General features: G+C 59.4%; 20 protein-coding genes and 3 riboswitches. Of the genes, 5 read left to right on the forward strand and 15 right to left on the reverse strand.

Features of this window, described 5'->3' with window-relative positions; genetic code table 11:
- Positions 1 to 7 precede the first annotated feature (7 nt).
- Positions 8 to 1,135 (forward strand): DHHW family protein, encoded by a 1,128-nt coding sequence (locus tag BN1969_RS02205; protein WP_050622789.1) that lies wholly within the window; start codon positions 8 to 10, stop codon positions 1,133 to 1,135.
- A gap of 106 nt (positions 1,136 to 1,241) precedes the next feature.
- Positions 1,242 to 1,418, forward strand: coding sequence for a hypothetical protein (locus BN1969_RS18185; protein ID WP_170116196.1), 177 nt, complete (start codon positions 1,242 to 1,244; stop codon positions 1,416 to 1,418).
- 661 nt (positions 1,419 to 2,079) lie between these two features.
- Here the strand turns inward: BN1969_RS18185 and BN1969_RS02210 are convergent.
- The 5 genes from BN1969_RS02210 to BN1969_RS02230 all read right to left on the reverse strand — a co-directional run bounded on the left by BN1969_RS02210 (position 2,080) and on the right by BN1969_RS02230 (position 5,047).
- A complete protein-coding gene (locus BN1969_RS02210; RefSeq protein WP_050622790.1) occupies positions 2,080 to 2,700 on the reverse strand; it encodes a TatD family nuclease-associated radical SAM protein in 621 nt (206 codons plus the stop codon).
- A gap of 69 nt (positions 2,701 to 2,769) precedes the next feature.
- Positions 2,770 to 3,534 carry a TatD family hydrolase gene (locus tag BN1969_RS02215; RefSeq protein WP_050622791.1) on the reverse strand — a complete coding sequence of 255 codons (765 nt, stop codon included), beginning with the start codon at positions 3,532 to 3,534 and terminating at the stop codon, positions 2,770 to 2,772.
- 11 nt (positions 3,535 to 3,545) lie between these two features.
- The gene (locus BN1969_RS02220; protein WP_082203469.1) at positions 3,546 to 4,070 is read right to left on the reverse strand and encodes a DUF4352 domain-containing protein; all 525 of its coding nucleotides are present in this window, start codon (positions 4,068 to 4,070) and stop codon (positions 3,546 to 3,548) included.
- Between the two features lie 108 nt (positions 4,071 to 4,178).
- Entirely contained in the window at positions 4,179 to 4,607 is a 429-nt protein-coding gene (locus BN1969_RS02225; RefSeq protein ID WP_050622793.1) for a cupin domain-containing protein, read from the reverse strand.
- A 35-nt stretch (positions 4,608 to 4,642) separates the two neighbouring features.
- Positions 4,643 to 5,047 carry a MerR family transcriptional regulator gene (locus tag BN1969_RS02230; protein WP_050622794.1) on the reverse strand — a complete coding sequence of 135 codons (405 nt, stop codon included), beginning with the start codon at positions 5,045 to 5,047 and terminating at the stop codon, positions 4,643 to 4,645.
- A 460-nt stretch (positions 5,048 to 5,507) separates the two neighbouring features.
- Here BN1969_RS02230 and BN1969_RS02235 point away from each other — a divergent pair, with 460 nt between their 5' ends.
- On the forward strand, positions 5,508 to 9,197 hold the full coding sequence (locus BN1969_RS02235; RefSeq protein WP_050622795.1) for an S-layer homology domain-containing protein: 3,690 nt from the start codon (positions 5,508 to 5,510) through the stop codon (positions 9,195 to 9,197).
- A gap of 152 nt (positions 9,198 to 9,349) precedes the next feature.
- On the opposite strand, the gene BN1969_RS02240 is transcribed toward BN1969_RS02235, so the two are convergent.
- The 10 genes from BN1969_RS02240 to secA all read right to left on the reverse strand — a co-directional run bounded on the left by BN1969_RS02240 (position 9,350) and on the right by secA (position 20,705).
- A complete protein-coding gene (locus BN1969_RS02240; RefSeq protein ID WP_050622796.1) occupies positions 9,350 to 10,132 on the reverse strand; it encodes a hypothetical protein in 783 nt (260 codons plus the stop codon).
- Between the two features lie 211 nt (positions 10,133 to 10,343).
- On the reverse strand, positions 10,344 to 10,748 hold the full coding sequence (locus BN1969_RS02245) for a hypothetical protein (protein WP_050622797.1): 405 nt from the start codon (positions 10,746 to 10,748) through the stop codon (positions 10,344 to 10,346).
- 380 nt (positions 10,749 to 11,128) lie between these two features.
- On the reverse strand, positions 11,129 to 12,331 hold the full coding sequence (locus BN1969_RS02250; RefSeq protein ID WP_050622798.1) for a class I SAM-dependent rRNA methyltransferase: 1,203 nt from the start codon (positions 12,329 to 12,331) through the stop codon (positions 11,129 to 11,131).
- An 11-nt stretch (positions 12,332 to 12,342) separates the two neighbouring features.
- Positions 12,343 to 12,993, reverse strand: a complete 651-nt coding sequence (locus tag BN1969_RS02255; protein WP_050622799.1) for a hypothetical protein — start codon at positions 12,991 to 12,993, stop codon at positions 12,343 to 12,345.
- A 23-nt stretch (positions 12,994 to 13,016) separates the two neighbouring features.
- Positions 13,017 to 14,369 (reverse strand): 23S rRNA (uracil(1939)-C(5))-methyltransferase RlmD, encoded by a 1,353-nt coding sequence (gene rlmD / locus BN1969_RS02260; protein WP_050622800.1) that lies wholly within the window; start codon positions 14,367 to 14,369, stop codon positions 13,017 to 13,019.
- A 143-nt stretch (positions 14,370 to 14,512) separates the two neighbouring features.
- Positions 14,513 to 15,340, reverse strand: a complete 828-nt coding sequence (locus BN1969_RS02265; protein WP_050622801.1) for a serine hydrolase — start codon at positions 15,338 to 15,340, stop codon at positions 14,513 to 14,515.
- A 35-nt stretch (positions 15,341 to 15,375) separates the two neighbouring features.
- Positions 15,376 to 16,680: a GntT/GntP/DsdX family permease gene (locus tag BN1969_RS02270; RefSeq protein WP_050622802.1), complete on the reverse strand. Its 1,305-nt coding sequence runs from the start codon at positions 16,678 to 16,680 to the stop codon at positions 15,376 to 15,378.
- A 267-nt stretch (positions 16,681 to 16,947) separates the two neighbouring features.
- Positions 16,948 to 17,283 carry a DUF3870 domain-containing protein gene (locus BN1969_RS02275; RefSeq protein ID WP_050622803.1) on the reverse strand — a complete coding sequence of 112 codons (336 nt, stop codon included), beginning with the start codon at positions 17,281 to 17,283 and terminating at the stop codon, positions 16,948 to 16,950.
- A gap of 164 nt (positions 17,284 to 17,447) precedes the next feature.
- Positions 17,448 to 17,816 (reverse strand): DUF3870 domain-containing protein, encoded by a 369-nt coding sequence (locus BN1969_RS02280; RefSeq protein ID WP_050622804.1) that lies wholly within the window; start codon positions 17,814 to 17,816, stop codon positions 17,448 to 17,450.
- A 114-nt stretch (positions 17,817 to 17,930) separates the two neighbouring features.
- A complete protein-coding gene (gene secA / locus BN1969_RS02285) occupies positions 17,931 to 20,705 on the reverse strand; it encodes a preprotein translocase subunit SecA (protein ID WP_050622805.1) in 2,775 nt (924 codons plus the stop codon).
- Between the two features lie 252 nt (positions 20,706 to 20,957).
- Positions 20,958 to 21,043, forward strand: a riboswitch (glycine riboswitch).
- Positions 21,044 to 21,140: riboswitch (glycine riboswitch) on the forward strand.
- A gap of 118 nt (positions 21,141 to 21,258) precedes the next feature.
- Here secA and BN1969_RS02290 point away from each other — a divergent pair.
- Together BN1969_RS02290 and pflA are read left to right on the forward strand one after the other, a co-directional pair.
- A complete protein-coding gene (locus tag BN1969_RS02290; RefSeq protein WP_050622806.1) occupies positions 21,259 to 22,692 on the forward strand; it encodes an alanine/glycine:cation symporter family protein in 1,434 nt (477 codons plus the stop codon).
- Positions 22,693 to 22,804: 112 nt separating this feature from the next.
- Positions 22,805 to 22,885: riboswitch (ZMP/ZTP riboswitch) on the forward strand.
- Positions 22,886 to 22,955: 70 nt separating this feature from the next.
- Positions 22,956 to 23,693, forward strand: coding sequence for a pyruvate formate-lyase-activating protein (gene pflA, locus BN1969_RS02295; RefSeq protein ID WP_050622807.1), 738 nt, complete (start codon positions 22,956 to 22,958; stop codon positions 23,691 to 23,693).
- Position 23,694: the final 1 nt, after the last annotated feature.

Genomic DNA, 23,694 nt, shown 5'->3' on the forward strand with positions numbered 1-23,694 from the left:
AGATATCATGACCAAAGCGTACAGCATTTTTCTCACCGTACTCTTCACGGTGTTCATCGGGGGCGTCCTGGTGATCAGCGCCCTGCTGCCCAAGGAGGAGTTCTCTGAGATGGAGAACCGCTTCCTCCAGAAGCCGCCGGAGCTGAGCATAGAGACCGTGAAAAATGGGAAATTCATGGAGAATGCAGAGAAGTATGTCAGCGACCACATCGCAGGCCGGGACCTCTGGGTAGCCGCAAAGGCGTGGGGGGAGCGGCTCAGCGGCAAGCAGGAGAACAACGGGGTCTATTTTGCGGCCCAGGACACCCTGATCAACCGAGTGGAGGAGCCTGACGGGGAGACCTGGGAGCAGCTGGACCAGAATCTGGAGTATCTGGACCAGCTGGTGAGCAACGCCGGGGTGCCGGTTTACTTCGGCCTGATCCCCTCCGCCGCCCAGGTGTGGCACGACCGCCTCCCTGACGGGGCCCCCACTGCCGACGAGGCGGCCATCATCAAGACCCTTTACAGCCGGACCGCGGCCCGCACGGTGGATCTGCTCTCCGTCCTCTCCGCCCACAGCGGGGAGGAGCTCTACTACCGCACCGACCACCACTGGACCAGCCTGGGCGCCTATTACGGCTACACCGCCCTGATGGAGGCCATGGGGATGGAGCCGGTGGATCTGGCGGACTATGAGAGGACGACTGTGACCGACCAGTTCTATGGGACCATCTTCTCCGCCTCCGGGGTGCGCTGGGTGGCCCCGGACCGGATCGACACCTACATCCCGGCGGATGGGGTGAAGGTGACCTCCTATTTTGACGGGACCCCATCCCAGGGAAGCCTCTATGTGGACAGCTATCTGGAAGTAAAGGACAAATACTCCTACTTTCTGGGGGGTGTCCAGCCCCTGTGCGTGGTGGAGACCGGCCTGACCGACGCCCCCCGCCTGCTGCTGATCCGGGACTCCTACTCCGACAGTCTGACCCCCTTCCTGACTCAGAGCTTCTCCCAGATCCACCTGTTTGACCCCAGGTATAACCTGAGCAGCATCCAGGGCTATATCCAGGACAACGGCATCGACGCGGTGGCAGTGCTGTACAGCATCCCCAACTATATCGCCGATGAGTATCAATTCGTGCTGTCCCGCTGATGCCCGGAAGAAAAGGGCACATGAAAATTTGGAAAAACGATTGTAATTTTCCAAAGAATCGTGTACACTAGAGACACGAATCACCGGAAAAGGAGGCATCCCGTTTATGAAGGTCGCCCGTTTCGTACTGAAGATCGTGGCCCTGTCGCTTACCACCGCCGCCGTGGTATGCGCGGTCATCGCCTACTGGGATAAGGTGGCGGAGTTCTGCGGCTGCGCTGGAGAGAAGCTGAGAAAGAAAACCGGCTGTCCCTCCGAGTATGACGACTACGTAGAGGAGTAAAGAAGATCGGCTGAACTTTTCAAGTTCAGCCGATCTTCTTTTGCGCTTGGGAGGGGGCGCATGGCGTGCACACCCCACGGCGGCATTGCGCCTGCCCTGGCAGAACAGGGGGCGGTAGGAAGCTGGCGGGCTCGCAATGCGCGCCCCTACGAAGTGACTGAAGGTGCCATATAAGGGCGGCTCCCAGAGCTGCCCGTAAGCCCCCCCTCCTGGGGGAAGGTGGCACGGCGTGAGCGGTGACGGATGGGGGGCCTTTCCCCGCGCCGGACCGAAACCGGCGTGAAGGACCAAGTCTGTCCCTGCGCGAGCATCAAGAGAGGACAGTCCTGTAAGACCATGTCCCCGTGACGTCCTGCAAAAAACAAAATACTCTCTTCCTCCGCCGCGATAAAAGTCCGGTTTATAGGACTTCTTTTCCGCTATACTGAGAGCACAGAAAACGGAAAGGAGCAAGACAGTATGGATTATAACATCGTATGGGTAAGGGGCCACGTGGAGGTCTACGACTGGGCCGGCCGGTTTTGCTTCTCGGCCGACAATGAACGGGAAGCGCTGGAGGAGCTGGAGCTGACGGCGTAAAAATCACAGTAAAAGAGGCTGTCCATACCCCGGCGGGATGGACAGCCTCTTTTATTGCATGGGTGCAGGGCCGGACAACACCTCAGGAGTCGATGAAGCTGCGGATACGCAGCTTCACCCCCAGCTCAGCGGCGATCTGCCTGCAGGTCTCGATCTCCTCCGAGCTCTTGTCCTTGTCCACAATGGTAAGCACCACATGGGGGACATACCGGGTGGCCTCCCGGGCAAAGTCCAGCATAGCCTGATAGGCCGCCTCTCCCTGAGCAGGATGGCACAGAGCCGTATATTCTGCAGCAGTGACCGCATTGAGGGAGATGGAGAGAGTGTCGATGCGGCCCTTCAGCTCGGGCACCACGTCCCGCCCGAGGATCAGGTTGGCGTGGCCGTTGGTATTGATGCGCACAGGTGGCAGCCTTCGGCCGAAACGCTCCTTCAGCTGGTCTACCAGCCAGAGGATATCGTCCAGGCGGTAGGTGGGCTCCCCATAGCCGCAGAAGACGATCTCCCGGTAGGAGCAGACGTCCCGGCTGAGGAAGCTGTCCAGCGCCTCCTTCCGGGTGGGCTCCCGTTCCAGCCAGAGGGAGTCCTCCGTATAAATGGAGCCTTCCTTCCGGCCGTGACGCAGGCAGAATTCGCAGTTGCAGTTGCACTTGTTGGTGAGATTCACATAGAGGGCGTCTTCATACTCGTAGGTTATGGTCATGAGAAAACATCCTTTTTTTAAAATAGCCCAGGGGCCGCCGTTCTGGCGGCCCCTGCTTGATGCGTCACCTTAGGAAATGCCAAAAAACCGCCGGCCATTTTCCAGCGTCACCGCAGCGACCTCCTCCGGGGGGACCCCCTTCACCTGGGCGATGGCCTCTGCCACCAGATGGACATAGCCGGAGTCGTTCCGCTTGCCCCGGAAGGGCTCGGGGGTCAGATAGGGGGAGTCAGTCTCGATCATGATCCGGTCCATAGGGAGCCAGTCGATGACCTCCAGGGCCTTTCGGGCGTTCTTGTAGGTGATGACTCCCGTAAAGGAGAGCATCCACCCAAGCTTGACCAGCACCTTGGCATCCTCCAGGCTGCCGGAATAGCAGTGGTACACCCCGGTGACCTGGGGATGCTCCCGCACGATGGAGAGGCAGTCCTGGTGGGCCTCCCGGTCGTGGACGATAACGGGCAGGCGGAGGGACTGTGCCAGCTCCAGTTGGCGGTGGAACACGTTCTGCTGGAGAGCCCGGGGCGGGTTGTCCTTCCAGTAGTAATCCAGGCCGATCTCTCCGATGGCCCGCACCTTGGGGCGGGAGGCCAGCTGCCGCAGCTCCAGCAGGGTCCCCTCCCCCCATTCTCCGCAGTCGGAGGGGTGGACCCCCACCGCGGCGTAGACATGGGGAAATTCCTCTGCCAGGGCCACTGCGGTGCGGGAGCTCTCCAGGTCGCAGCCCGGGTTGACGATCAGCTCCACCCCCTTCTGGGGCATAGAGGCCAGAAGTTCCTTCCGGTCGGCGTTGAAGGCCCCGGAGTCGTAGTGGGCATGGGTATCAAAATACATGAAATGATTCCTTATTCAGCGGTAAAGTACACCACATACAGATCACCTACGGACTCATCCTCATAGTACTCCTCAAAGCCGAGAGCAAAGTCCTTCTGATCAGAGGGGACCTCAAAGACCAGAGAGCCTTCCGCACTGCCGGCAATGGGAATCTCATACTCATCAGCCAGTTGGGACTCACAATACTGGTTCAGAGGATAGGCAAAGTCCTCATCTCCGTCACCCCAGGCGATCATAAAATCATATTGTCCCATTGGCATGGAATAAGTCTCGGTGTTCTTGATAGTCAAATCGGCCACCACCAGCTTATAGCCGTCCTGGGCAGTGTAACCCTCATGATCGGCGGAGGCCACGGCGCTGTTGACTGTAAAATCAAAGAAAGCGGTGGAAATGGTATCGCCTACATGGTAGGTGCCGTCGCTGCTGCTGGCACTGCCGCCGGAGGAGCTTCCCCCCTCCATGCCGGGGATGGAGCCGCAGGCGGAGAGCAGGAGCAGAATGCTTGCCATAAGGGAAAAAACGATTCTCTTTCTCATAATTACAACACCTCAATTTACATACGTCGTTGTGGGGGGAGGATACTGCGCTCATTATACCAGAGGAAGAGAGGGAACGCAAGCATGAACGGGAGAAAGAGAAGATGCTCAAAGTGCTTCCGATAAGTTTAATTTGGAATATTCCTCATCGCTGACCGGCTCACACCATTCATTGCGGGTGCCTTCCCCTGGGACCTCCACTGCCAGATGGATGAACCAGCTGTCCGCTTCCGCCCCATGCCAGTGTTTGACGCCTGCTGGGATATGGACCACGTCCCCGGCACGCAGCGCGCGGGCGGGCTGCCCTTCCTCTTGGTACCACCCCCGGCCGCCAGTGCACAGCAGGATCTGTCCCCCTCCTTTGGAGGCATGGTGGATGTGCCAGTTGTTACGGCAGCCGGGCGCAAAGGTTACGTTGCCGATGGCTACTCCCTGGGTGGAGAGCATATTCAGATAGCTCTGTCCCACAAAATACTGGGCAAAGGCAGTATTCTCACCGCCGCGTTCAAAAATTGTGTGAATGATCTCATGTTTCATAGGGATGTCCTCCTGCATTTTATCCAGTTCCAGGTTTAGTCTGGCCGGGACTGCTGCGACTGGAGATGACGGAGCAGATGCTCCTTGGTCATCAGCCCCTGATCGTACCGTTCGATTTTGTCATTCAGCCGGTCCAGAGAGCGCTGCATCTCCGCCATCCGCTCCACAAGCTGATCGCGCTGTTCTATCAGCAGAGCCTTGCGGGCACCAATGGTCTCATCCCCCTGCTGGAACAGGGCGACATATTCGATCAGAGCCTCGATCTGTACCCCGGCGGAACGCATGCACTTCATCAGCTCGACCCACTGGCAGGACTCTGTATCGTAGTCTCGTATCCCGCTTTTATTACGGGGAACAGGGGGAACTAGGCCGATTCGTTCATAATAGCGCAGTGTATCTGCGGACAGCTCATATTTTTTGCTGACCTCCGCAATAGTCATAGAAACCGCCTCCTGCTGCAATTAGACAGCGGCTCACGCAGGACCGCCTGATAACAGATTAGCACCTGGAGTCCACTCCATGTCAAGTACCCCCTGAAAATTTTTTGATCCATGGCTGCTGAGAACTGCCGGCAAAGCAGGGGGTTTATCCCGGAGGGAAGTGCCGCAGCGGTGAAATGTAAAAAAGCCAAATGTCTACCAAAAGTCTACCAAAAAAGGGCGGCGGTGGCCTGGAGTTTCAGGGCCTCGCCGCCCCTCTTGTTTTCATGTGTCTACCAAATGTCTACCAGGGAAACTTTTTGGGTAGAATCTCGGGGATTTTTCCCCTGATCTCTCCCTTTTTATAACCAATTCCTCCTGTGTCAGAAGTGTTGTACAGGCATAGTGGGCCGAAATGTTCTGAAAAACGGCCAAAATGCCCCAAAATGAGCCTTGTCAATATAAAAAGGAGGAATATCCAATGAGAAACCTGAAGCGTGCTCTCAGCCTGGCTCTGGCTTCCGTTATGCTCCTGGGCATGATGGTCGTGGGTTCCAGCGCTAAGGGTATCGACGATTTCACCGACAAGGCCGAGATCGTCAATCAGGATGCCGTGGCGGTCACCTCTGCCATCGGCATGTTCGAGGGCTACGAGGACGGGTCCTTCGGCCCCAAAAACGTAGTCACCCGCGCCGAGATGGCGGTCATCATCTGCACCATGCTGTACGGTGCCGGTGTGAACGTCAACCAGTTCGCGGAGACCAATGTGTTCACCGACGTCCCCGCCTGGGCGGAGGGCTATGTGAACCTGTGCTCCAGCCTGGGCATCGTGGCCGGCGTGGGCGAGGGCAAGTTTGACCCCAACGCCACCGTGACCACCGCGCAGGCCGTGCTGATGCTGTGCCGCGCCCTGGGCTACTTCCAGAACGCCGCTGACTTTGGCGACAACTGGATGCTGGCCGCCACCGCCAAGGGCACTCAGCTGGGCCTGTACGGCGACCTGAAGCTGGCCGCCAACGAGGGTCTGACCCGCGACAACGTGGCTGAGCTGGTGTTCAACGCCCTGACCAAGGCCGTGCCTGTTCAGTACAATGAGCTGCTGGGCGTGTACTACAACGAGAACAAGGGTATCCTGTACTCCCTGACCTACTACTACACCGATACCCTGGGCTACAAGAACTTCGACCTGGTCTACAAGACCAACGAGAACACCGATTACGGCCGTCCCGGCACCACCTGGGGCATCGGCTCCTATCGGATGGACGGCAACCCCTCCGGCGAGGGCAACAAGGAAGGCGTTCTGAATGAGGACGGCTCCCTGATCCCCGAGCGGGTGAAGATGACCTCCGATGATGAGATCATCACTGTGGCCGACACCCCCGACTTCACCTACACCGCCAACACCAAGGAGAACGTGATCTACAAGGCCGTTGGCAAGAGCGTGGTGGACGATTACACCTGGAATGTCTATGTGGACGGCGATGAGCAGGCTGACCCTGCGATCCCTGCCAACGACAAGGACACCAACTACGCCTACACTGCCAAGGGCGCTACCACCGAGATCTATGTGGACGACGTGAACGACACCGTCACCGTGGTCATGATCAACCACTACATGGCCGAGGTCACCAAGGTCAAGGACGGCGAAAACACCGTCCGCGTGCTCAGCAACGCCACCATGACCAACCCCATCGACGAGCGCACCATCATCGCTGACGGCTTTGCCAAGGGCGACTATGTGGTGGTCACCGTGGACGTGAACGACGATGACGACTCCTTCATCGCCTCCATCGCTGATCCCGAGGCTGTCGAGGGCACCGTGACCCGCGTCAGCAAGGACTCCGACCCCGAGGGCAACCAGGGCAGCTATGTGAAGATGGACGATGGCAGCAAGCACACCTATTCCAAGTACACCGCGTCCGACCTGGACGACATCAATGAGGAGCATCCCACTCTGGACATCTCCTACCGTCTGTATCTGGACCCCAACGGCTATGTGATCGGCTTTAAGGCTCTGGAGGGCTACTACGACAACTACCTGTATGTGCAGGATGCTGACGTGTCCCTGAGCACCATCACCGCCAAGGTGGTCTTCACCGACGGCACCGCCAAGACCGTGGAGATCGATGACGAGTATGTCGCTCTGAGCTCCAGCAACACCAAGTTCGACACCAATAACGACGGCAAGATCCAGGATGCCGAGATCACCGCCGCTGTCAACCTGCTGGCCGGCAACGTCTTTGCCTACACTGAGGACAACGGCGTCTACACCCTGCGTCAGATCGTGGATATGGACGATTCCCGTCCCAGCACCAACCGCTACAAGGACACCAAGGACCAGGCTGAGGATACTACTGGCAGCGGGAACGTGACCATCAACAACGACGCCGCCTACATCAAGGCGAACGGCACCTCCTACATCGTGGACGAGCAGACTGCCTTTGTGGATGTGGACGAGAAGACTCTCTACACTGGCTTCGAGAACGTGCCTGACTACCGCAACGGCGACGGCACCGACTATGTGAAGTTCTGGGCCATCGACAGCACCGATGACGGCGTTCTGGACGCTGTATTCATCTATGGCGGCGTGGCCTCCAACAGCAACAAGACCTACTTCTATGTGAAGGATGCCGGCGACTTCGAGACCTACGACAAGAACAAGACCTACAAGGAGCACAACGTCTACGTGGACGGCGAGCCCGTTGCCATGGTCTTCACCCAGAGCGCCCACAACAGCGTCACCGACAAGGGCGTCTACTGCGTTGAGACCACCAACGGCGACGGCATCGTCACCTCCGTGACCTACATCGGCACCAACACCAATGGTGTGAAGGACGCTGATTTCGACACCGTGAAGTCTGTTGGCTCCCGCAGCTTCTCCCTGAACAACGCCAACCAGGATCAGCTGACTGTGAACAACGAGACCGTCTATGTTCTGGCCACCTATGACCTGAAGGACAACAAGAGCACCTATAAGGCTCCCTCTGTGGGCGACGGTTCTCTGGATGACCTGAAGGAGGATGTGAAGAACGACGGCGACTACTTCACCTATGTCTATGTTGCCAAGACTTCCAACGATGGCAAGACCGCTGACCTGATCTTCATCGAGCAGTGGGAGAAGAAGCCCACCGTTTACTCCACTGTGAACTACAGCGCCGTGCCCGGCACTACCCTGACTGTGACCGCTAACGGCCAGCCCGTTGCCAGCGGTGACAAGGTCGCCAACGGCACTGCTCTGACCATCACTGCCACTGCTACCGATGCCGCCAACTACGATGTCACTGTGAAGGATCAGGCCGGGAACACTGTGACCAGCCCCTACACTGTGAACGGGAATGTCACCCTGACCACCGTCCTGACTGAGAAGGATAAGTCCGTGAAGGTGGAGCTGGTGTTCAACCAGGATGCCATCGTGACCATCGACGGCAAGGAGTACCTGGCCGATCAGGAGATCAGCCTGCTCCCCGGCACCTATGACTTCGAGGCTGTGTATGCGGGCGGCGTTCCTGCCTATGCTCAGGCCGTCGCGGGCGACGCGAATGTCAGTGTGAAGACTTACGGTTCCGCTGAAAAGCTGATCGTTACCGCCGCCGGCACTCTGACCGTTGGCGTGGAGACCTTTGATCTGACCCTGCCCGCTAATGTGACCGGTGCTTGGGATTCCCAGACTGCTGCTGCGGACGCCACTACTGCGGTTCCCAAGGATGCCGTGGTGACCATTACCTATGAGGCGGCGGACGATACTGCTACCGACTGGGCTTCCGCCACCATTGAGATCAACGGTGTGGCCGAAACTGCCACCATCGCTGCCCAGGGCAATGGCACTGGAACCAAGGCTAAGGTGACCTATCAGCTGACCATGACTGAGGACACCACTGTCGGCGCCGTGAAGGGAACTCCGAAAACCTACACTGTTACCAGTTCTGTTGCCGACTATGAGCTCAAAACTGATAAGGAGGAGTATGTGAAGGGTGAGACCGTTAAGGTAACCCTGACCAAGACTACCAACGGTGTAACCGCAAATACTACCGTTAACAGTGTGACTGCTACTCCTACCATCAGCATCTCCAATGGACAGGTTACTGCTGGTACTGTGGACACTCCCGAAATTGTGACCTTTGACTTTACAATTGCTGCAGATACCGAGCTGACTGCAATGGTCCTGGCCTAAGGCGCTTTTAGCTCCTAAAGGCTGAGATGATCCCCCCGGACTGACGTCCGGGGGGATCACTGTTTATTTTTATGATTCTTTTGATATCCCCCTGGGGTAATGAGAATATCAAAAGGAAAATGCGGCCCAGGAACATAGAACAAAATTGTGGGTCATCTTTTCAACCCATACAGGGCGAATTCCGAGCCTGGAGCGCAGAGAGTGCCGTCCTTTGGGACAAACTGGACGCTGGAGAGGCTCTCCCAGTCGGCCCCCACCAGAGCCGCACTGTCTGAACCATTCATGACCGCCTTGGAACAGTACCAAACATGGCAGGGCAGACGGTCCGCGGCACCGGGGATAAAAAACCACTCCGCGAATCCCGCGGCAAAAAGAGAGTTGGTAAAGGAGAGATACAGGCCGTCTGTCCTGTTGATCCCCCCTGTGTCATACTGGCCCGAACTGACCTGGTTCATCCGCAGGATAACATTACCCAGAGCTGAGACGCCGCAGATGTGGAAATGGAGCCGCAGCTGGCGGAAACGGCTTTTGTCGATCTCCGGGAAGCTCAAACTGATCAGACTGCTTTCCTCTGTCAGAGACCATTCCCCCAGCCTGACCCAGCAGTTTTCGCTCCGCAGGGCCGCCGTGTCTGCCTCGTGGGACTGGCTCAGGGCCCTGATCTGGGCGGCCAGCTCCGTCTTGTCAGCCTTTCCGCTCTCCAGGGCGGAGATGCGCCCCTCCGCCGCCGAGAGGGCGGTCTTGTCAGCCTTCTGCTCCACCGCGTTGGACAGGCTGTCCACTGCAGATCTGTCGGCCTTCTGGCCCGCCTGCTCCGCCAGGGCGCGGAGCGCCCCGTCGATCTTGGCGTTGTCGGAGTTGAAGTCCACCCGCTCCACCTTGTCCGCGGCCTCCCACTGGGAGAGCCCATAATACTGAGTCTGTCCGCTTGCCATAAAAAATCCCTCCTGTCCTGACTGGGCCCGGCAGATCCGGACCCGCTCAAAACCGGAGGGAAAAGCTGTTTTGTGAGACGTTTCAATACAAATTATGGAAGCAAAGCGGAACTGCGCCCATTTCCGCCCCGCCTGTGCGGAAGCCCCGGTATTGAGAGAGGGGGGCCCGATGGCGGCGCCGCGCCTCCTTCTTCTCCCCGCGGCCCCCATTTCACCCGTGCAGGGCGGACTCCTGTTCCATGGCGGTGAAGAAGGGGACGCCGAGATGGCTGTAAAAGGCCAGATAGATGATGATATCCCTGGGTGCGTGGATGTCGCCGATCTCAGCGCCGATGTACTTGCCCACCAATCCTCTGGCGACCAGGATGTCCCAGCACTGGTTGGACAGACGCTCAATGCTTTTCGAGATGGTTTTTACCGACTGCGGCTCCCCGTTTTTGCCACGGAGCAGCACAGCCACCGGAGAATAGATGTCCCGTGTGAAGTGGAGCTCATCGATGGTCTGTCTGTGGGTGAACAGCAGCTCTGCGGCAATGTCCACAGCACGGGCCAAGGGGCGGGTGTCGATCCCGGCGGCCCCGAAAATAGAGCGGATAACAGTTTCTGTTTTCGTCATAAAGACCTATCCTTTCCCTGGAATATGCCCCTATCATAAAGTAAATTCCGGGAAACAGATGGTAAGAGACATAAAACGACAAAAATCCTCGCAATTCCACCTCCAAAAAAGACACTTTCGGAAGAGAGCTGGGGCTATGGAGGAGCGCGGGATATGGAGAGCGACCCGGCAGAAAAATACCCCGTCGTTTGTCACGGCGTACTGGGGCGCCGCGCCCTGCCTGCGGCGGGGGGGCCACATGACGAAAGGGTCCCCTGAACTTTTCCATAGAAGCCGCCGTTTGGAACAGGCCGGGCCGACGGCCTCACTGTTTGGACGGAACAAAAAAGCCCGGTGATGGAGCGCTGCCGCGCCTTCATCACCGGGCCCTGTCAAAACAGTTACTTTTCGTCGCACACCTGGAAGATATAAAATTTCAGATAATAGGAGTCGTCTGCCGCCCACAGGATGGGATGATCGGGCGACTGAGTGCGGTATTCCACCTGCCGCAGGCGCTTGTGGACGTTCCGCGCCGCCTGACCGATGGTCTGGGTGAACAGCTCATAGTCCATGAAGTGGGAGCAGGAGCAGGTGGCCAGAAAGCCCCCGTCCCGGACCAGCTTCATGGCCCGCAGGTTGATCTCCCGGTATCCCTTGACCGCCTTTTTCACCGAGCTGCGGGACTTTGTGAACGCAGGCGGGTCCAGAATCACCACATCGAATTGCTCCCCCTGCTGCTCCAGCTGGGGGAGCAGGTCGAACACATCCGCGCAGAGGAACTCCACCCGGTCCTCCAGCCCGTTGAGGGCCGCGTTCTCCCTGGCCTGGGCCACCCCAAGCTCGGAGGCGTCCACCCCGATGACGTGCTCCGCCCCACAGATACCGGCGTTGAGGGCGAAGGAGCCCGTATGGGTGAAGCAGTCCAGCACCCGGGCGCCCCGGCAGAGCCGCCCCACCGCCTGGCGGTTATACTTCTGGTCCAGGAAGAAGCCGGTCTTCTGGCCGTCCTTCACATCCACGAAGTAGCGGACCCCGTTCTCCACGATCTCCACCTTGGTGTCAAAGGGAGCCCCCAGGAAGCCCTTATACCGTTCCATCCCCTCCTGGAGGCGGACCTTGGCGTCGCTGCGCTCATAGACGCCCCGGATGGCGATGCCGTCCTGGGCCAGCAGCTCCTTCAGCAGCTCCACGATGGTGACCTTGAAGCGGTCGATGCCCAGAGCCAGGGACTCCACCACCAGCACGTCGGAGAACTTGTCCACCACCAGCCCCGGCAGGAAGTCCGCCTCCCCGAAAACCAGGCGGCAGCTGCTGGTGTCCACTACCTTTTTCCGGTACTCCCAGGCGTTTTTCAGCCGCATGAGGAAGAAATCCTCGTTGATCTCCGCGTCCGGGTCCCGGGTGAGCATCCGAACGGTGAGCTTGGAGCGCCGGTTCAGAAAGCCCTGGCCCAGCGGCCAGCCGTTCTCGCCGCAGACCCGGACCAGGCCGCCGTCCTCCGCCCCCGGCGAGATATCCGCGATCTCATTGTCATAGATCCAGGGGCCGCCTTTCTGCAGGTACCGTCCCTCTCCTTTTTTCAGTGTCACAACAGCGTCTGTCATAAAAGTTCCTCCTATCTGCCTTCTGAAGAACTTACCTGCTTGTTCTTTGGGGAAAAGTCCTGGACACATAAGTATTTCCCCCGCAGGAGCAGACCTTTTATTTCATTCGGCAGCCTGTCCATCAGAGCGTTTTTTGTTACCTGAATTGCTCCGGCCTGTGCAAGTCGGTCGCTCAGTCCCCCTGGGGATTTATCCTGCCCGCACGCTGTGAGCAGCTGCTGAAAAAATGATGACGTAGAATGGATCAGATTGTCCCGGAGCATATTCTCCAAATAAAAGCGCATGACTTTTTCAAATCGAAGGACCCCGTTCTTATACTCCAGCATGAGCAGTTCGCTCTCGCCAGAGTATCTCCAGCTGCTGTGTGCCTGCAACTCACCTACAAATTGTACGAACATGGAATCACTGAAGGACCAGTCTACACCATTGATCTTCGTAACTACCCTTCCGTCCGGATAGGTGCCATGCCAATACGCCCCATATCCCGGAAGATAAAAGTTTACATTTTTGCTGCTTGCATGATGATAATAATTCAGACTGGATAAAATGTCTTTTCCGACTTCCAATTCAGGCCTAGTGATCAGGATCCCAATCGTGTCCTCCAGTATGTTGTTTCTGGATATATCTTCTAGCATAGCCTGATATGTGATTGCTTCCAGCATACTGCACCCTCCTCTGTACCTTTTTAGCGTTCCATCCGCAGCACCGTCTCCACATGGGCGGTCCTGGGAAACAGATCCACCGGCTGGGCCTGGACGGCCCGGTAGCCCAGCTCCTCCAGCCGTTTCACATCCCGGGCCAGGGTGGCCGGGTCGCAGGAGACGTAGACGATGCGGTCCGGCGCCATGGAGGCCAGCACCGCCGGCACCTCCGGGGCGAGCCCTTTGCGGGGCGGGTCCACGCAGATGACCTGGGGACGCACGCCCTGGCCGGCCAGGCGGGCCGCCACCTCCCCCGCGTCCCCGCAGAAGAATTCCGCGTTGGTGACACCGTTGCGCAGGGCGTTGGCCCTGGCGTCCTCGATGGCCTGGGGGACCACCTCCGCCCCGATGACATGCCCGGCCAGGCGGGCCAGGCACAGGGAGATGGTGCCGATGCCGCAGTACAGGTCCAGCACCGTCTCCTCCCCGGTGAGCCCGGCGAATTCCAGCGCCAGCTGGTACAGCCGCTCCGTCTGATCCCGGTTGATCTGGAAGAAGGAGGGAACGGACAGGCGGAAAGTGAGCCCGCACAGCTCCTCCTCCAGCCAGTCCCGGCCCCAGAGGGTGCGGTACGCATCGCCCAGGATCACATTGGTGTCCCGGAGATTCACATTGAGGACCAGCCCGGCCAGCTTGGGGACAGCGGCGCGCAGGGCACCGGACAGCTCTCCGGTGTGGGGCAGCTCCTTCCCGTTGGCCACTACGCAGCACAGGGCTTCCCCCGCCCGGTTGGTACGGATATACAGGTGCCGGATCAGCCCCCGGCCGGTGCACTCATCATAGGCGGGGATCTGAAAGTCCTCCATCCAGCCCTTGAAGGCCAGACGCAGGGCCGTATCCGCCTCCGGCTGGAGCAGGCAGTCCTCCGTGTCCACCACGTCATGGCTCCTGGGGCGGTAAAAGCCGATGGACAGCCCGCACTTTCCTCGGGAGACAGGGAACTGCACCTTGTTGCGGTAGCGCAGGGGGGACTCCGCCCCCAGCACCGGAGGCAGTTCCAGATGGACGCCGCCCACCCGCTCCAGGGCGTCCCGCACCCGCTGGCCCTTGGCCGCCAGCTCCTCCTCATAGGACATGTGGCGGTACTGGCACCCCCCGCACCGCCCGCTGTAAGGGCAGTCCGGCTCCTGCCGGACGGGGGAGGGGGAGATCAGGCGTGTCCCTTTGCCCCAGGCCACACCCTTGTTCACCTTGAGCAGCTGGACCTCCCAGTCCTCCCCCCGGATGGTCCCGGGAATGAAGACCACCCGGCCGTCCAGACGGGCCACCCCCATTCCTTCCGCGGTATAGCCCTCGATATGGAGGGGATGCACTGTGTTTTTTCTGACCTCGGCCATGGGATTCCCTCGCTTCAAAACCGTTTTTCTTATCATATCATGGCCGGATGGAGCCGTAAAGCCCATTTTGCCTCAGGACGGCAGAGAGAACAGGAGCGCCGCCCTTTCGGGCGGCGCTCCGCATAGGGCGCAGAGGGCGGCGGTCAGTCCCGAAGGGCCTGATACACCGCCAGGGAGACCTGGGAGATGGCGGCGATGCCCGCGCTGTCGTTCTCCAGATCCCCGGTGAACATGGCAATCAGGTAGCGGCGGCCGTCAGGCAGCTCAAAGATGCCCACGTCGTGCTGGATGCCCACCAGGTCGCCTGTCTTGTTGGCCACCAGGACCTGCCCTTCCGGGATGGCGGACTTGGAGCCGGAGTAGGAGGCAACTGCCGGCAGAAGGGCGGGCAGCTTGTTGCGGCACTGCTGAGATGCCATGATATCGAAGATGGTCTGGGAGATCTCCGGATTGACGAATTCGCCCCGGGAGATAGCAGAAAGCAGACGCCCAGTCTCCCCGGCGCACATGTAGTTGTTCTTTCCCTGCTGGATGGCTTCAAAATCCATCATTTTCCGCATCAGGGTAATATTCTGATAGCCCATCTCCCGGCAGAAGCTGTTGAACCGCTCCATTCCGATCACATCCATGATCTCATTGGTGGCGATGTTGTCGCTGAGTACGATCATCAGCTTGGCCAGATCCCGCAGGGAAGGGGTGTAATCGGTGCCCAGCTCGCACAGGATGCCGGTCCCGCCCACCCGGTTGCGGGGGTCGATGGTGCGGGGGGCGTCCAGGTCCACCAGCCCCTGCTGTGCGTCCCGCATGAGAAGGGCCAGCATAGGGACCTTGATGACGCTGGCCGAGGGAAACACATGCTCCGGGTTGATGGTGAAGATCTCGCCGGACTGGCAGTCCTCCACATAGAGGCCCACCGTCCCGGCCAGTCCGGAGAGGATGCGATAGATTTCATTTTGAGGGATACGTTTCATGAGAATATGCCTCCTGTCCTATTTCCGAAAGCTAGTTACAGAATGAACGACGCCAGCACTGCGAGGATCACTGTGCCGGGTATAATGGCAAAGTACGAGAGCTTCATCATCGGCTTGATGTTGCTGGCATGGGCCAGTCCCATCTGTCCGATCATGTCCACGCCGGGATAGGCAAATGAGGTGATCTGATGACCGATGAGGACGATCATGCCCCACAGCTCCATGGAAATGCCCAGGGTCGGGAGGAAGGAGCTGAACAGGCTATCGATCATCATGGCCTGGGCCACGGCGGCACCGTTGATGCCGAAGATGCCCACCAGCACAGTCAGCAGGGTGAAGCCCACCTTCCCGGTGGGGCCGATCAGAGGCTCCAGTAGCTGGAGAAGGGCATCAAAGGCACCGGACTGGGTGACAAAGTTCAGGAAGGGGTTAAAAATGAGGAACATGAAGAACAGCCACATCATTTTTCCGCAGCCCTCCATCATGCTGTCAAAGATGGTGCCAACGGGCATTCTGGCAAACAGACCTGTGATGATCGCAGCCACGATCATCACCAGGATCACGAAGGACGCGCCGCCATTGGTGGCGATCCCATAGATCACCATCAGAGCCATAGTGACCGCAAAGGCGATGGTGGCGCGGCGGGTGGCCGGGTCCATCTGGAAGTTCTCCGCAGCGGCCTCCCCGTCAGGGCCGAAGTTCTCCGTCCCCTGGGTCTCCTTCTGGACTTTGTTGGCGATGAGGAAGGTGCCCACCCACATGACGATGGATACGGGCAGTCCCGCACACAGCAAAAGGCGGGGATAGGAGAGCCCGGTGATGCTCATCAGGGTCACCATAGGCGGGGAGAAGGGGCTGAGGAACAGTCCGGTCTGACCGGCGCCCTGGAAGATGACGGCCAGCGCGGAGGGAGTGATGCCCACCGCAGCTACCAGCGGGATCACGATGGGGGCGATCACGGCGTTGGCACCTGCCAAAGTGCCCAGCAGGGTGACCAGCACCACGGAACAGACCATGGTGGCGATCATAGCCCGCTTCTGGGTACGGACGCCGATCTTCCGCATCAGCACATTGACGATGGCGGCGGCTACGCCTGTCTTTCTCAGCACCATGCCCAGTCCTGAGCCCAGCATGATGATGAATCCCACCAGGGCCAGGAAGGAGCCCATGGACTCGTAGATCACCGCGCCCAGGCCGTTCAGGGGCTGTTTCACCATGATTGCGCCCACAACAGCGCAGATGGACACGTTCACCAGAGGATGCATCCCTTTTTTAAATGCCAGGACGATGTACAGCAGCAGCGGAAACAGACCGCAGATAGGGGGAAGGTTGAAGATCATGGCAGCTTCTCCTTTCTTGATTCACACAGTTGTTTTTACCGGCACAGGCAGACAAGATATGCGGGGACAGGGATGGGGTCATCGCTCACATTTTCATGGCAACATTTCAACATACACCTCCCGGGGCCTGCCTCTGCCTGGAGCGTTTCCCAGGCCTATTTCTAAAAAAACAAAGGGACCCCCTTGGCTGCCAGCAGGCAATCAAACAGGTCCCTATTTATTCGGCTGTTGGAGGGGAGACCTCCAACACCATAAATAAAGAAAGATTCAGTTGTACCCGCCCCCCTGGCACTCCCTCAGGCGGGCAGCCACATCCCGTAGGATGACGGTGATAGCCCGGCGGGAGTCGCCGAAGTAGCGGCTCTGGACCCGGGAGATCATCTCCTCCAGGTCCGTGTGGAGGCTGAGACCAATGAGCAGGGACGCCAGAAAATCGCTGGTGATCTGGCAGACTGTGTCAAACTGGACATCATACACCAGGCCGCTGGAGGGGTCCACGATAAAAGAGCCAGCCAGGGCGCGGTGCACGCTGTGGATCGGGTTCTGGTTCGCCACCTTGGCCAGGCCAACGACACAGATGGCCCCCGAAGGGAAATCGGACATATACCCTCCAGCCCCCTTGGCCCGCTGGGAAGCGGAACGGATTATATGCCTGAATTATAATAAAAAAGATCGCTCTTGTCAACAGAAATTGTGCAAAAAGCAAAATCCCGTTCCCGTTCTACTGTCGTTTTTTACCAATCAGACAGAGCGAGAGAGCGCCGGCCCTACTTTCGGAGCGGCAGGGAACGGGGGCTGCGAGCCCTCATCTTGGAGTACGCATCCTTCAGACAGACAATCAGCGCCCGCTGACCCGGGCCGAAATACTGCTGCTGGATGGACAGGATGATCTCGTCCAGCTCCTGGTAAAAGTTCCGCCCCACCAGGAGGGATGCGATGTAGTCACTGTTGATGCCCAGGATGATGTTGCACTCTGCGTCCAGGATGCGTCCGCTGTCCCGGTCCAGGATCAGGACCAGGAGGAGCAGCTCACTTTCCGCCGAATTCAGCGCCGTGTTCAGCGCCCTGGACATCCCGGCTGCCAAAATTGTATTGGGGCCATAGCGGGCCCTGCGGATCAGATCTGTCTGTTCCATCTGTGCTCTCCTTTTCCTCCTGATCGTCAAAGGCTGGTACACAGCAAGGCGGCATAAGCTGTGCGCCTATGCCGCCTTGCTCCAGATACGGGTCCACTGCTTTTGTGTGGGTTCTTACTGCTGCTCGCTGTGATACTCCTTGCAGGTGCACTTTTTCCACTTCAGGCCGCTGCCGCAGGGGCAGGGGTCGTTGCGGCCGATCTTGACCGCCTTTTTTACCGGCTGCTTTTTGACCGTGCCGTCGCTGGCGCCTGACTCGCTGGTGATCTTGGCCACCCGTTCCCGTTTGATCTCCGGGGCGGGGGCATCAGGCGCCTTGCGCTGGATGCGCACCAGGAACAGGCGGCGCAGGGTCTCCTCCTGGATGGCAGCGATCATCTGCTCGAACATCTCGTAGCCTTCCTTTTTGTAGGCTACAACGGGGTCAGTCTGGGCGTAGGCCCGCAGTCCGATGCCCTGCTTGAGGTCATTCATGGCGTCGATCTGGTCCATCCAGTACTCGTCCACCACCCGCAGCATGATGACCCGCTCCAGCTCCCGCATCAGGGGCGGTGTGAATTCCTGCTCCTTGCGTTGATAGACAGCCTGGGCCTTCTCCATGACCAGATCTACCAGCCCGTCCGCAGTGTAGCCTTGCAGCTCCTCGTCTGTGAGCCGCAGTTCGTCCGGCAAAAGGAACATGGTGTGGAAGAGAGCGGTGGCCTCCCGGAACTCCTCCGCAGTCATATGCTTCTGCTCTCCCATGTGGCCGCGGATGGCGTTCTCAATGGTGCTGCGCAGCATGGACTGGATGGACTGCTGGAGGTCCTCGCCGTCCAGCACTTGGCGGCGCTGCTTGTAGATGACCTCCCGCTGGGTGTTCATCACGTCATCGTACTGGAGCACGTTTTTCCGGGTCTGGAAATTGCGGGACTCCACCTGCTTCTGTGCGTTTTCAATGGCGTTGGACAGCATTTTGGCGTCGATGGGGGTGTCCTCGTCTACCCCCAGCTTCTCCATCATGCCCATGACTCGCTCAGAGCCGAACAGGCGCATGATGTCATCCTCCAGTGAGAGGAAGAAGCGGGTCTCACCAGGGTCGCCCTGACGGCCGGCGCGGCCCCGCAGCTGGTTGTCGATGCGGCGGGACTCGTGGCGCTCGGTGCCCAGGATGAACAGGCCGCCTACAGTGCGGACCTTGTCCGCCTCCGCCCGGATCTCGTCTTTATACTTGGCCTCCGCCTCGGTGAACATCTTCCGGGCGTTGAGGATATCCTCGTTGTCCGTTTCCGCGAATCCGGTGGCCTCCGCGATAAGCTCGTCGGTCATGCCCGCTTTGCGCAGGTCAGCCTTAGCGAGGAACTCGGCGTTGCCGCCCAGCATGATGTCGGTGCCGCGGCCGGCCATGTTGGTGGCCACGGTGACGGCGCCGAACTTGCCCGCCTGGGCGACGATCTCGGCCTCCTTCTCGTGGTTCTTGGCGTTCAGGACGCTGTGGGCGATGCCCTTGCGCCGGAGCATCTCGGACAGGTGCTCCGACTTCTCGATGGACACCGTGCCCACCAGGACGGGCTGGCCCTTCTGATGGCACTCCTCGATCTGCTGCACAATGGCCCGCAGCTTGCCCGCCTCGGTCTTGTAGACTACGTCAGGCCGGTCGATCCGGGCCAGGGGTTTGTTGGTGGGGATCTCTACAATGTCCAGTTCATAGATAGTGCCGAATTCCTCCTGCTCGGTCATGGCGGTGCCCGTCATACCGGAGAGCTTGTCATAGAGGCGGAAATAGTTCTGGAAGGTGATGGTAGCCAGGGTCTTGGACTCGTTGGCAACCTCCACGTGCTCCTTGGCCTCGATAGCCTGGTGGAGCCCCTCGTTATACCGGCGGCCGAACATGAGGCGCCCGGTGAACTCGTCCACGATGATGACCTGTCCGTCCTTCACCACGTAGTCAATGTCCCTCTTCATCACGCCGTGGGCCTTGATGGCCTGGTTGATGTGGTGGGAGAGGGTGGTGTTCTCCGGGTCGGCCAGGTTCTCGATGTTGAAGGCCTGCTCAGCCTTGGCGATGCCCCGGGCGGTAAGGGTGGCGGTGCGGGCCTTCTCGTCCACCACGTAGTCAGCGTCCAGGTTGACGTCCTCTTCCTCCTTGTTGTCCACCTTGGCGATGCGCTGGCACTTCAGGCGGGAGACGAACTGGTCCACGATGGTGTAGAGCTGGGTGGACTTCTCCCCCTGGCCGGAGATGATAAGGGGGGTGCGGGCCTCGTCGATGAGGATGGAGTCCACCTCATCCACGATGGCAAAGGAGTGGCCGCGCTGGACCAGCTCGCTGGAGTAGATGGCCATGTTGTCCCGCAGGTAGTCGAAGCCGAACTCGTTGTTGGTGCCGTAGGTGATATCCGCCTGATAGGCGGCCTTCTTGGCCGGGCCCATGACCCCGTGGATGACCAGGCCCACGGTCAGGCCCATGAAGCGGTACACCTTGCCCATCCACTCGCTGTCGCGCTTTGCCAGGTAGTCGTTGACGGTGACGATGTGGACGCCCTTTCCGGCCAGGGCGTTGAGGTAAGCGGGCAGGGTGGCCACCAGGGTCTTGCCTTCACCGGTCTTCATCTCAGCGATGCGGCCCTGGTGAAGGATGATGCCGCCGATGAGCTGGACCCGGTAGGGGCGCATGCCCAGCACCCGCCAGGCCGCCTCCCGACAGGCAGCAAAGGCCTCGGGCAGGATATCGTCCAACGTCTCACCGTTCTGGAGACGCTCCTTAAATTCGGGGGTCTTGGCCTGCAGCTGCTGGTCTGTCAGGGCCTTGTACTCCTCCTCCAGAGATTCGATCTTATCCACCAGCGGCGTGATGGCCTTGACTTCGCGCTGGGAGGAGGTCCCGAAGATTTTAGTAAATAGACTCATTGGAAAACACCTCGGATGTTGATGTTGATCCTCAATCATTGTGGAAAAAGGGCGTCCTGATGGATCGTAGCATCTCAGTATATCATACCTTTCTCCCGGAAAAAAGGCCAAACTGTAAACTTTGTCTGCGAAAATGCCCAATATCCGGGGGAGTGCCGGGGGAAAATCCGCCGGATATGTATAAATGTACGCCAGTGGTTGACATTTGACCGCGGCTGTGTTAAGGTATTGCTCGAAAACAAAATAGGACAGACGAAGCGCGCAGGAAAACAGCTATGGCTTGCCGAAGGAGTAACACTCTCAGGTGTCCCTGCCGGGACGAGGACTGCGCGTGGATGTGACTCTGGAGAAGCTCGACGATCGGGTGCCGAAGGTGCAAGACGGAAGCGGGGACGCTTCCGCCAATCTCTCAGGCAAAAGGACAGAGACGATGAACTGCCCTGCCGCAGTCCAGGAACGGACCGCGGCGAGGGAGTTTTTCCTCGCCCTATGCGACGGACCGCGGAGCCTGCTCCACGGTCCGTTTTTTGTCCCAAAGGAGAGAGAAAACACTATGTTGGAATCCTTAGAAGCCACGCTCTATCCCATCGTTGTAAACATCAACAACTACCTGTCCAGCTACATCCTGGTCTTCCTGCTCATTGCGGTGGGCCTGTGGTACTCCATCCGGACCCGCTTCGTTCAGGTGCGCTGCTTCGGCGAGGGCATGCGGAAGGTATTCGGCAACCTGACCCTGCGGGGCAAAAAGCATGCCAGCGGCATGAGCTCCTTCCAGGCCCTGGCCACCGCCATCGCCGCCCAGGTGGGCACCGGCAACATCGTGGGCTCCGCCGGAGCCATCCTCACCGGCGGACCGGGGGCCATCTTCTGGATGTGGATCATCGCCTTCTTCGGCATGGCCACCATCTACGCTGAGGCCACTCTGGCCATCAAGACCCGCAGGGTAGACCAGGAGGGCAATATTCACGGTGGACCGGTGTACTACATCACCACCGCCTTCCAGGGCGCTTTCGGCAAGTTCCTGGCTGGTTTCTTCGCCGTGGCCATCACCCTGGCCCTGGGCTTCATGGGCTGCATGGTCCAGTCCAACTCCATCGGCTCCACATTCCAGACCGCTTTCGGCGTCCCATCCTGGGTGGTGGGCATCGTGCTGGTGGTCATCTGCGCCATCATCTTCCTGGGCGGCGTACAGCGTCTGGCCTCTGTCACGGAGAAGATCGTCCCTGTCATGGCGGCCATCTTCCTGCTGGGCGGCCTGGTGGTGCTTATCGCCCGTATCCAGTACCTCCCTGCCACCATTGCCATGATCTTCCAGTACGCCTTCCAGCCCCAGGCCATCATCGGCGGCGGCTTCGGCGCCGCCCTGAAGACCGCTATCAGCCAGGGCGCCAAGCGGGGCCTGTTCTCCAACGAGGCCGGCATGGGCTCCACCCCCCATGCCCACGCCCAGGCCAATGTGACCGACCCCCACGATCAGGGCGTGGTGGCCATGGTCGGCGTGTTCATCGACACCTTCGTGGTCCTCACCCTGAACGCACTGGTCATCATTTCCACCCTTTACACCGCCGACGGCCCTCTGGCTGGCGGCTACGTGGGCGGGGTGACTGAGGTTCTGGACAAGACCAACCTGGCGCAGACCGCCTTCGGCACTGTGATGGGGGCCGGGCTGGGCGCCAAGTTCGTGGCCATCTGCCTGTTTTTCTTCGCCTTCTCCACCGTGCTGGGGTGGAACCTGTTTGGTAAGATCAACGTGATCTACCTGTTTGGAAAGAAGTCCCCCAAGCTGTGCACCACTATTTATACCGTGGTCGCCCTCATCTTCATTTTCCTGGGCACCACGATGTCCAACGACCTGGTGTGGGAGCTGACCGATATGTTCAACAACCTGATGGTCATCCCCAACGCCATCGCCCTGTTTGCCCTGACCAGCGTGGTAGTCAGGGTGGCCCGGCGGGAGGACCCGGACAGCACCCCCCTGCGCCGGTGAGCCGGCGGCCGCAAGATACAGGAACTCCTTCCCTCGGCCCAGCTGATTTGTGGAAAAAGTAGAAACGGGGACCCGCCTCTTGACAGGAGGCGGGTCTCTGCTGTATTGTGGATGTGGATCATATGACTGACGGAAGTGGAGTGAAACCACAGGGAGTATGATCGTCACCATGCCGACCGTCTGGGCGCTGAAGGGGCCCGGAGGGGCGGCTTTTTTGCGCCCTTTTTTGCCCCGCCATCACAGAAAAGCAAGGAGGAAACAGGATGACGGGATATATCCACTCCATGGAGAGCATGGGGCTGGTGGACGGTCCAGGGGTGCGCGCAGTGGTCTTTCTCCAGGGCTGCCCCCTGCGGTGCCGCTACTGTCACAACCCCGACACCCAGTGCAGGGGCGGCCGGCCGGTGGAGGACGGCACGCTGGTCCGCAGGCTGCTGCGCTTCCGCAGTTACTTTGACCGCTCCGGCGGGGGCGTGACCTTCTCCGGCGGCGAGCCTCTGGCCCAGCCGGACTTTCTGCTGGCGTGCCTCAGGCGGCTGAAGGCGGAGGGTGTCCACACCTGTCTGGACACCTCGGGAGCCGGAAGGGGAATTTATGGGGAGATCCTGGACCACACCGACCTGGTGCTCTATGATGTGAAGCACCATGAGCCGGCGGGCTACAAGGCAGTCACCGGCGGGGACATGGCCGCCACCCTGGACTTTGTAGAAGCAGTGCGCCGGGCGGGCACCCCCATGTGGGTCCGCCACGTGGTGGTCCCCGGCCTCACCGACAGCCGGGCCCACCTGGAGGGACTGCGGGCCTATGTGGACACCCTGCCCCATGTGGAGCGGGTAGAGCTGCTGCCCTTCCACAAGCTGGGGGCCCACAAGTATGAGGCTCTGGAACGGACCGACCCTCTGGCAGGTACACCTCCAATGGACCGGGATCTGTGCCGGCGGCTGGAGCGGGAATTTTTTGCTCCCTACACCACAACTGCGGAGAAAGGAAGAGCGGTATGAA

The sequence above is a fragment of the Clostridium phoceensis genome (assembly GCF_001244495.1).
Lineage (GTDB): Bacteria > Bacillota > Clostridia > Oscillospirales > Oscillospiraceae > Lawsonibacter > Lawsonibacter asaccharolyticus.

Bases quoted from the DNA above. Each gene is read 5' to 3' on its own strand.
- BN1969_RS02205 (WP_050622789.1), top strand. From the start codon at position 8: ATGACCAAAGCGTACAGCATTTTTCTCACCGTACTCTTCACGGTGTTC.
- BN1969_RS18185 (WP_170116196.1), top strand. From the start codon at position 1,242: ATGAAGGTCGCCCGTTTCGTACTGAAGATCGTGGCCCTGTCGCTTACC.
- BN1969_RS02210 (WP_050622790.1), bottom strand. From the start codon at position 2,700: ATGACCATAACCTACGAGTATGAAGACGCCCTCTATGTGAATCTCACC.
- BN1969_RS02215 (WP_050622791.1), bottom strand. From the start codon at position 3,534: ATGTATTTTGATACCCATGCCCACTACGACTCCGGGGCCTTCAACGCC.
- BN1969_RS02220 (WP_082203469.1), bottom strand. From the start codon at position 4,070: ATGAGAAAGAGAATCGTTTTTTCCCTTATGGCAAGCATTCTGCTCCTG.
- BN1969_RS02225 (WP_050622793.1), bottom strand. From the start codon at position 4,607: ATGAAACATGAGATCATTCACACAATTTTTGAACGCGGCGGTGAGAAT.
- BN1969_RS02230 (WP_050622794.1), bottom strand. From the start codon at position 5,047: ATGACTATTGCGGAGGTCAGCAAAAAATATGAGCTGTCCGCAGATACA.
- BN1969_RS02235 (WP_050622795.1), top strand. From the start codon at position 5,508: ATGAGAAACCTGAAGCGTGCTCTCAGCCTGGCTCTGGCTTCCGTTATG.
- BN1969_RS02240 (WP_050622796.1), bottom strand. From the start codon at position 10,132: ATGGCAAGCGGACAGACTCAGTATTATGGGCTCTCCCAGTGGGAGGCC.
- BN1969_RS02245 (WP_050622797.1), bottom strand. From the start codon at position 10,748: ATGACGAAAACAGAAACTGTTATCCGCTCTATTTTCGGGGCCGCCGGG.
- BN1969_RS02250 (WP_050622798.1), bottom strand. From the start codon at position 12,331: ATGACAGACGCTGTTGTGACACTGAAAAAAGGAGAGGGACGGTACCTG.
- BN1969_RS02255 (WP_050622799.1), bottom strand. From the start codon at position 12,993: ATGCTGGAAGCAATCACATATCAGGCTATGCTAGAAGATATATCCAGA.
- rlmD (WP_050622800.1), bottom strand. From the start codon at position 14,369: ATGGCCGAGGTCAGAAAAAACACAGTGCATCCCCTCCATATCGAGGGC.
- BN1969_RS02265 (WP_050622801.1), bottom strand. From the start codon at position 15,340: ATGAAACGTATCCCTCAAAATGAAATCTATCGCATCCTCTCCGGACTG.
- BN1969_RS02270 (WP_050622802.1), bottom strand. From the start codon at position 16,680: ATGATCTTCAACCTTCCCCCTATCTGCGGTCTGTTTCCGCTGCTGCTG.
- BN1969_RS02275 (WP_050622803.1), bottom strand. From the start codon at position 17,283: ATGTCCGATTTCCCTTCGGGGGCCATCTGTGTCGTTGGCCTGGCCAAG.
- BN1969_RS02280 (WP_050622804.1), bottom strand. From the start codon at position 17,816: ATGGAACAGACAGATCTGATCCGCAGGGCCCGCTATGGCCCCAATACA.
- secA (WP_050622805.1), bottom strand. From the start codon at position 20,705: ATGAGTCTATTTACTAAAATCTTCGGGACCTCCTCCCAGCGCGAAGTC.
- BN1969_RS02290 (WP_050622806.1), top strand. From the start codon at position 21,259: ATGTTGGAATCCTTAGAAGCCACGCTCTATCCCATCGTTGTAAACATC.
- pflA (WP_050622807.1), top strand. From the start codon at position 22,956: ATGACGGGATATATCCACTCCATGGAGAGCATGGGGCTGGTGGACGGT.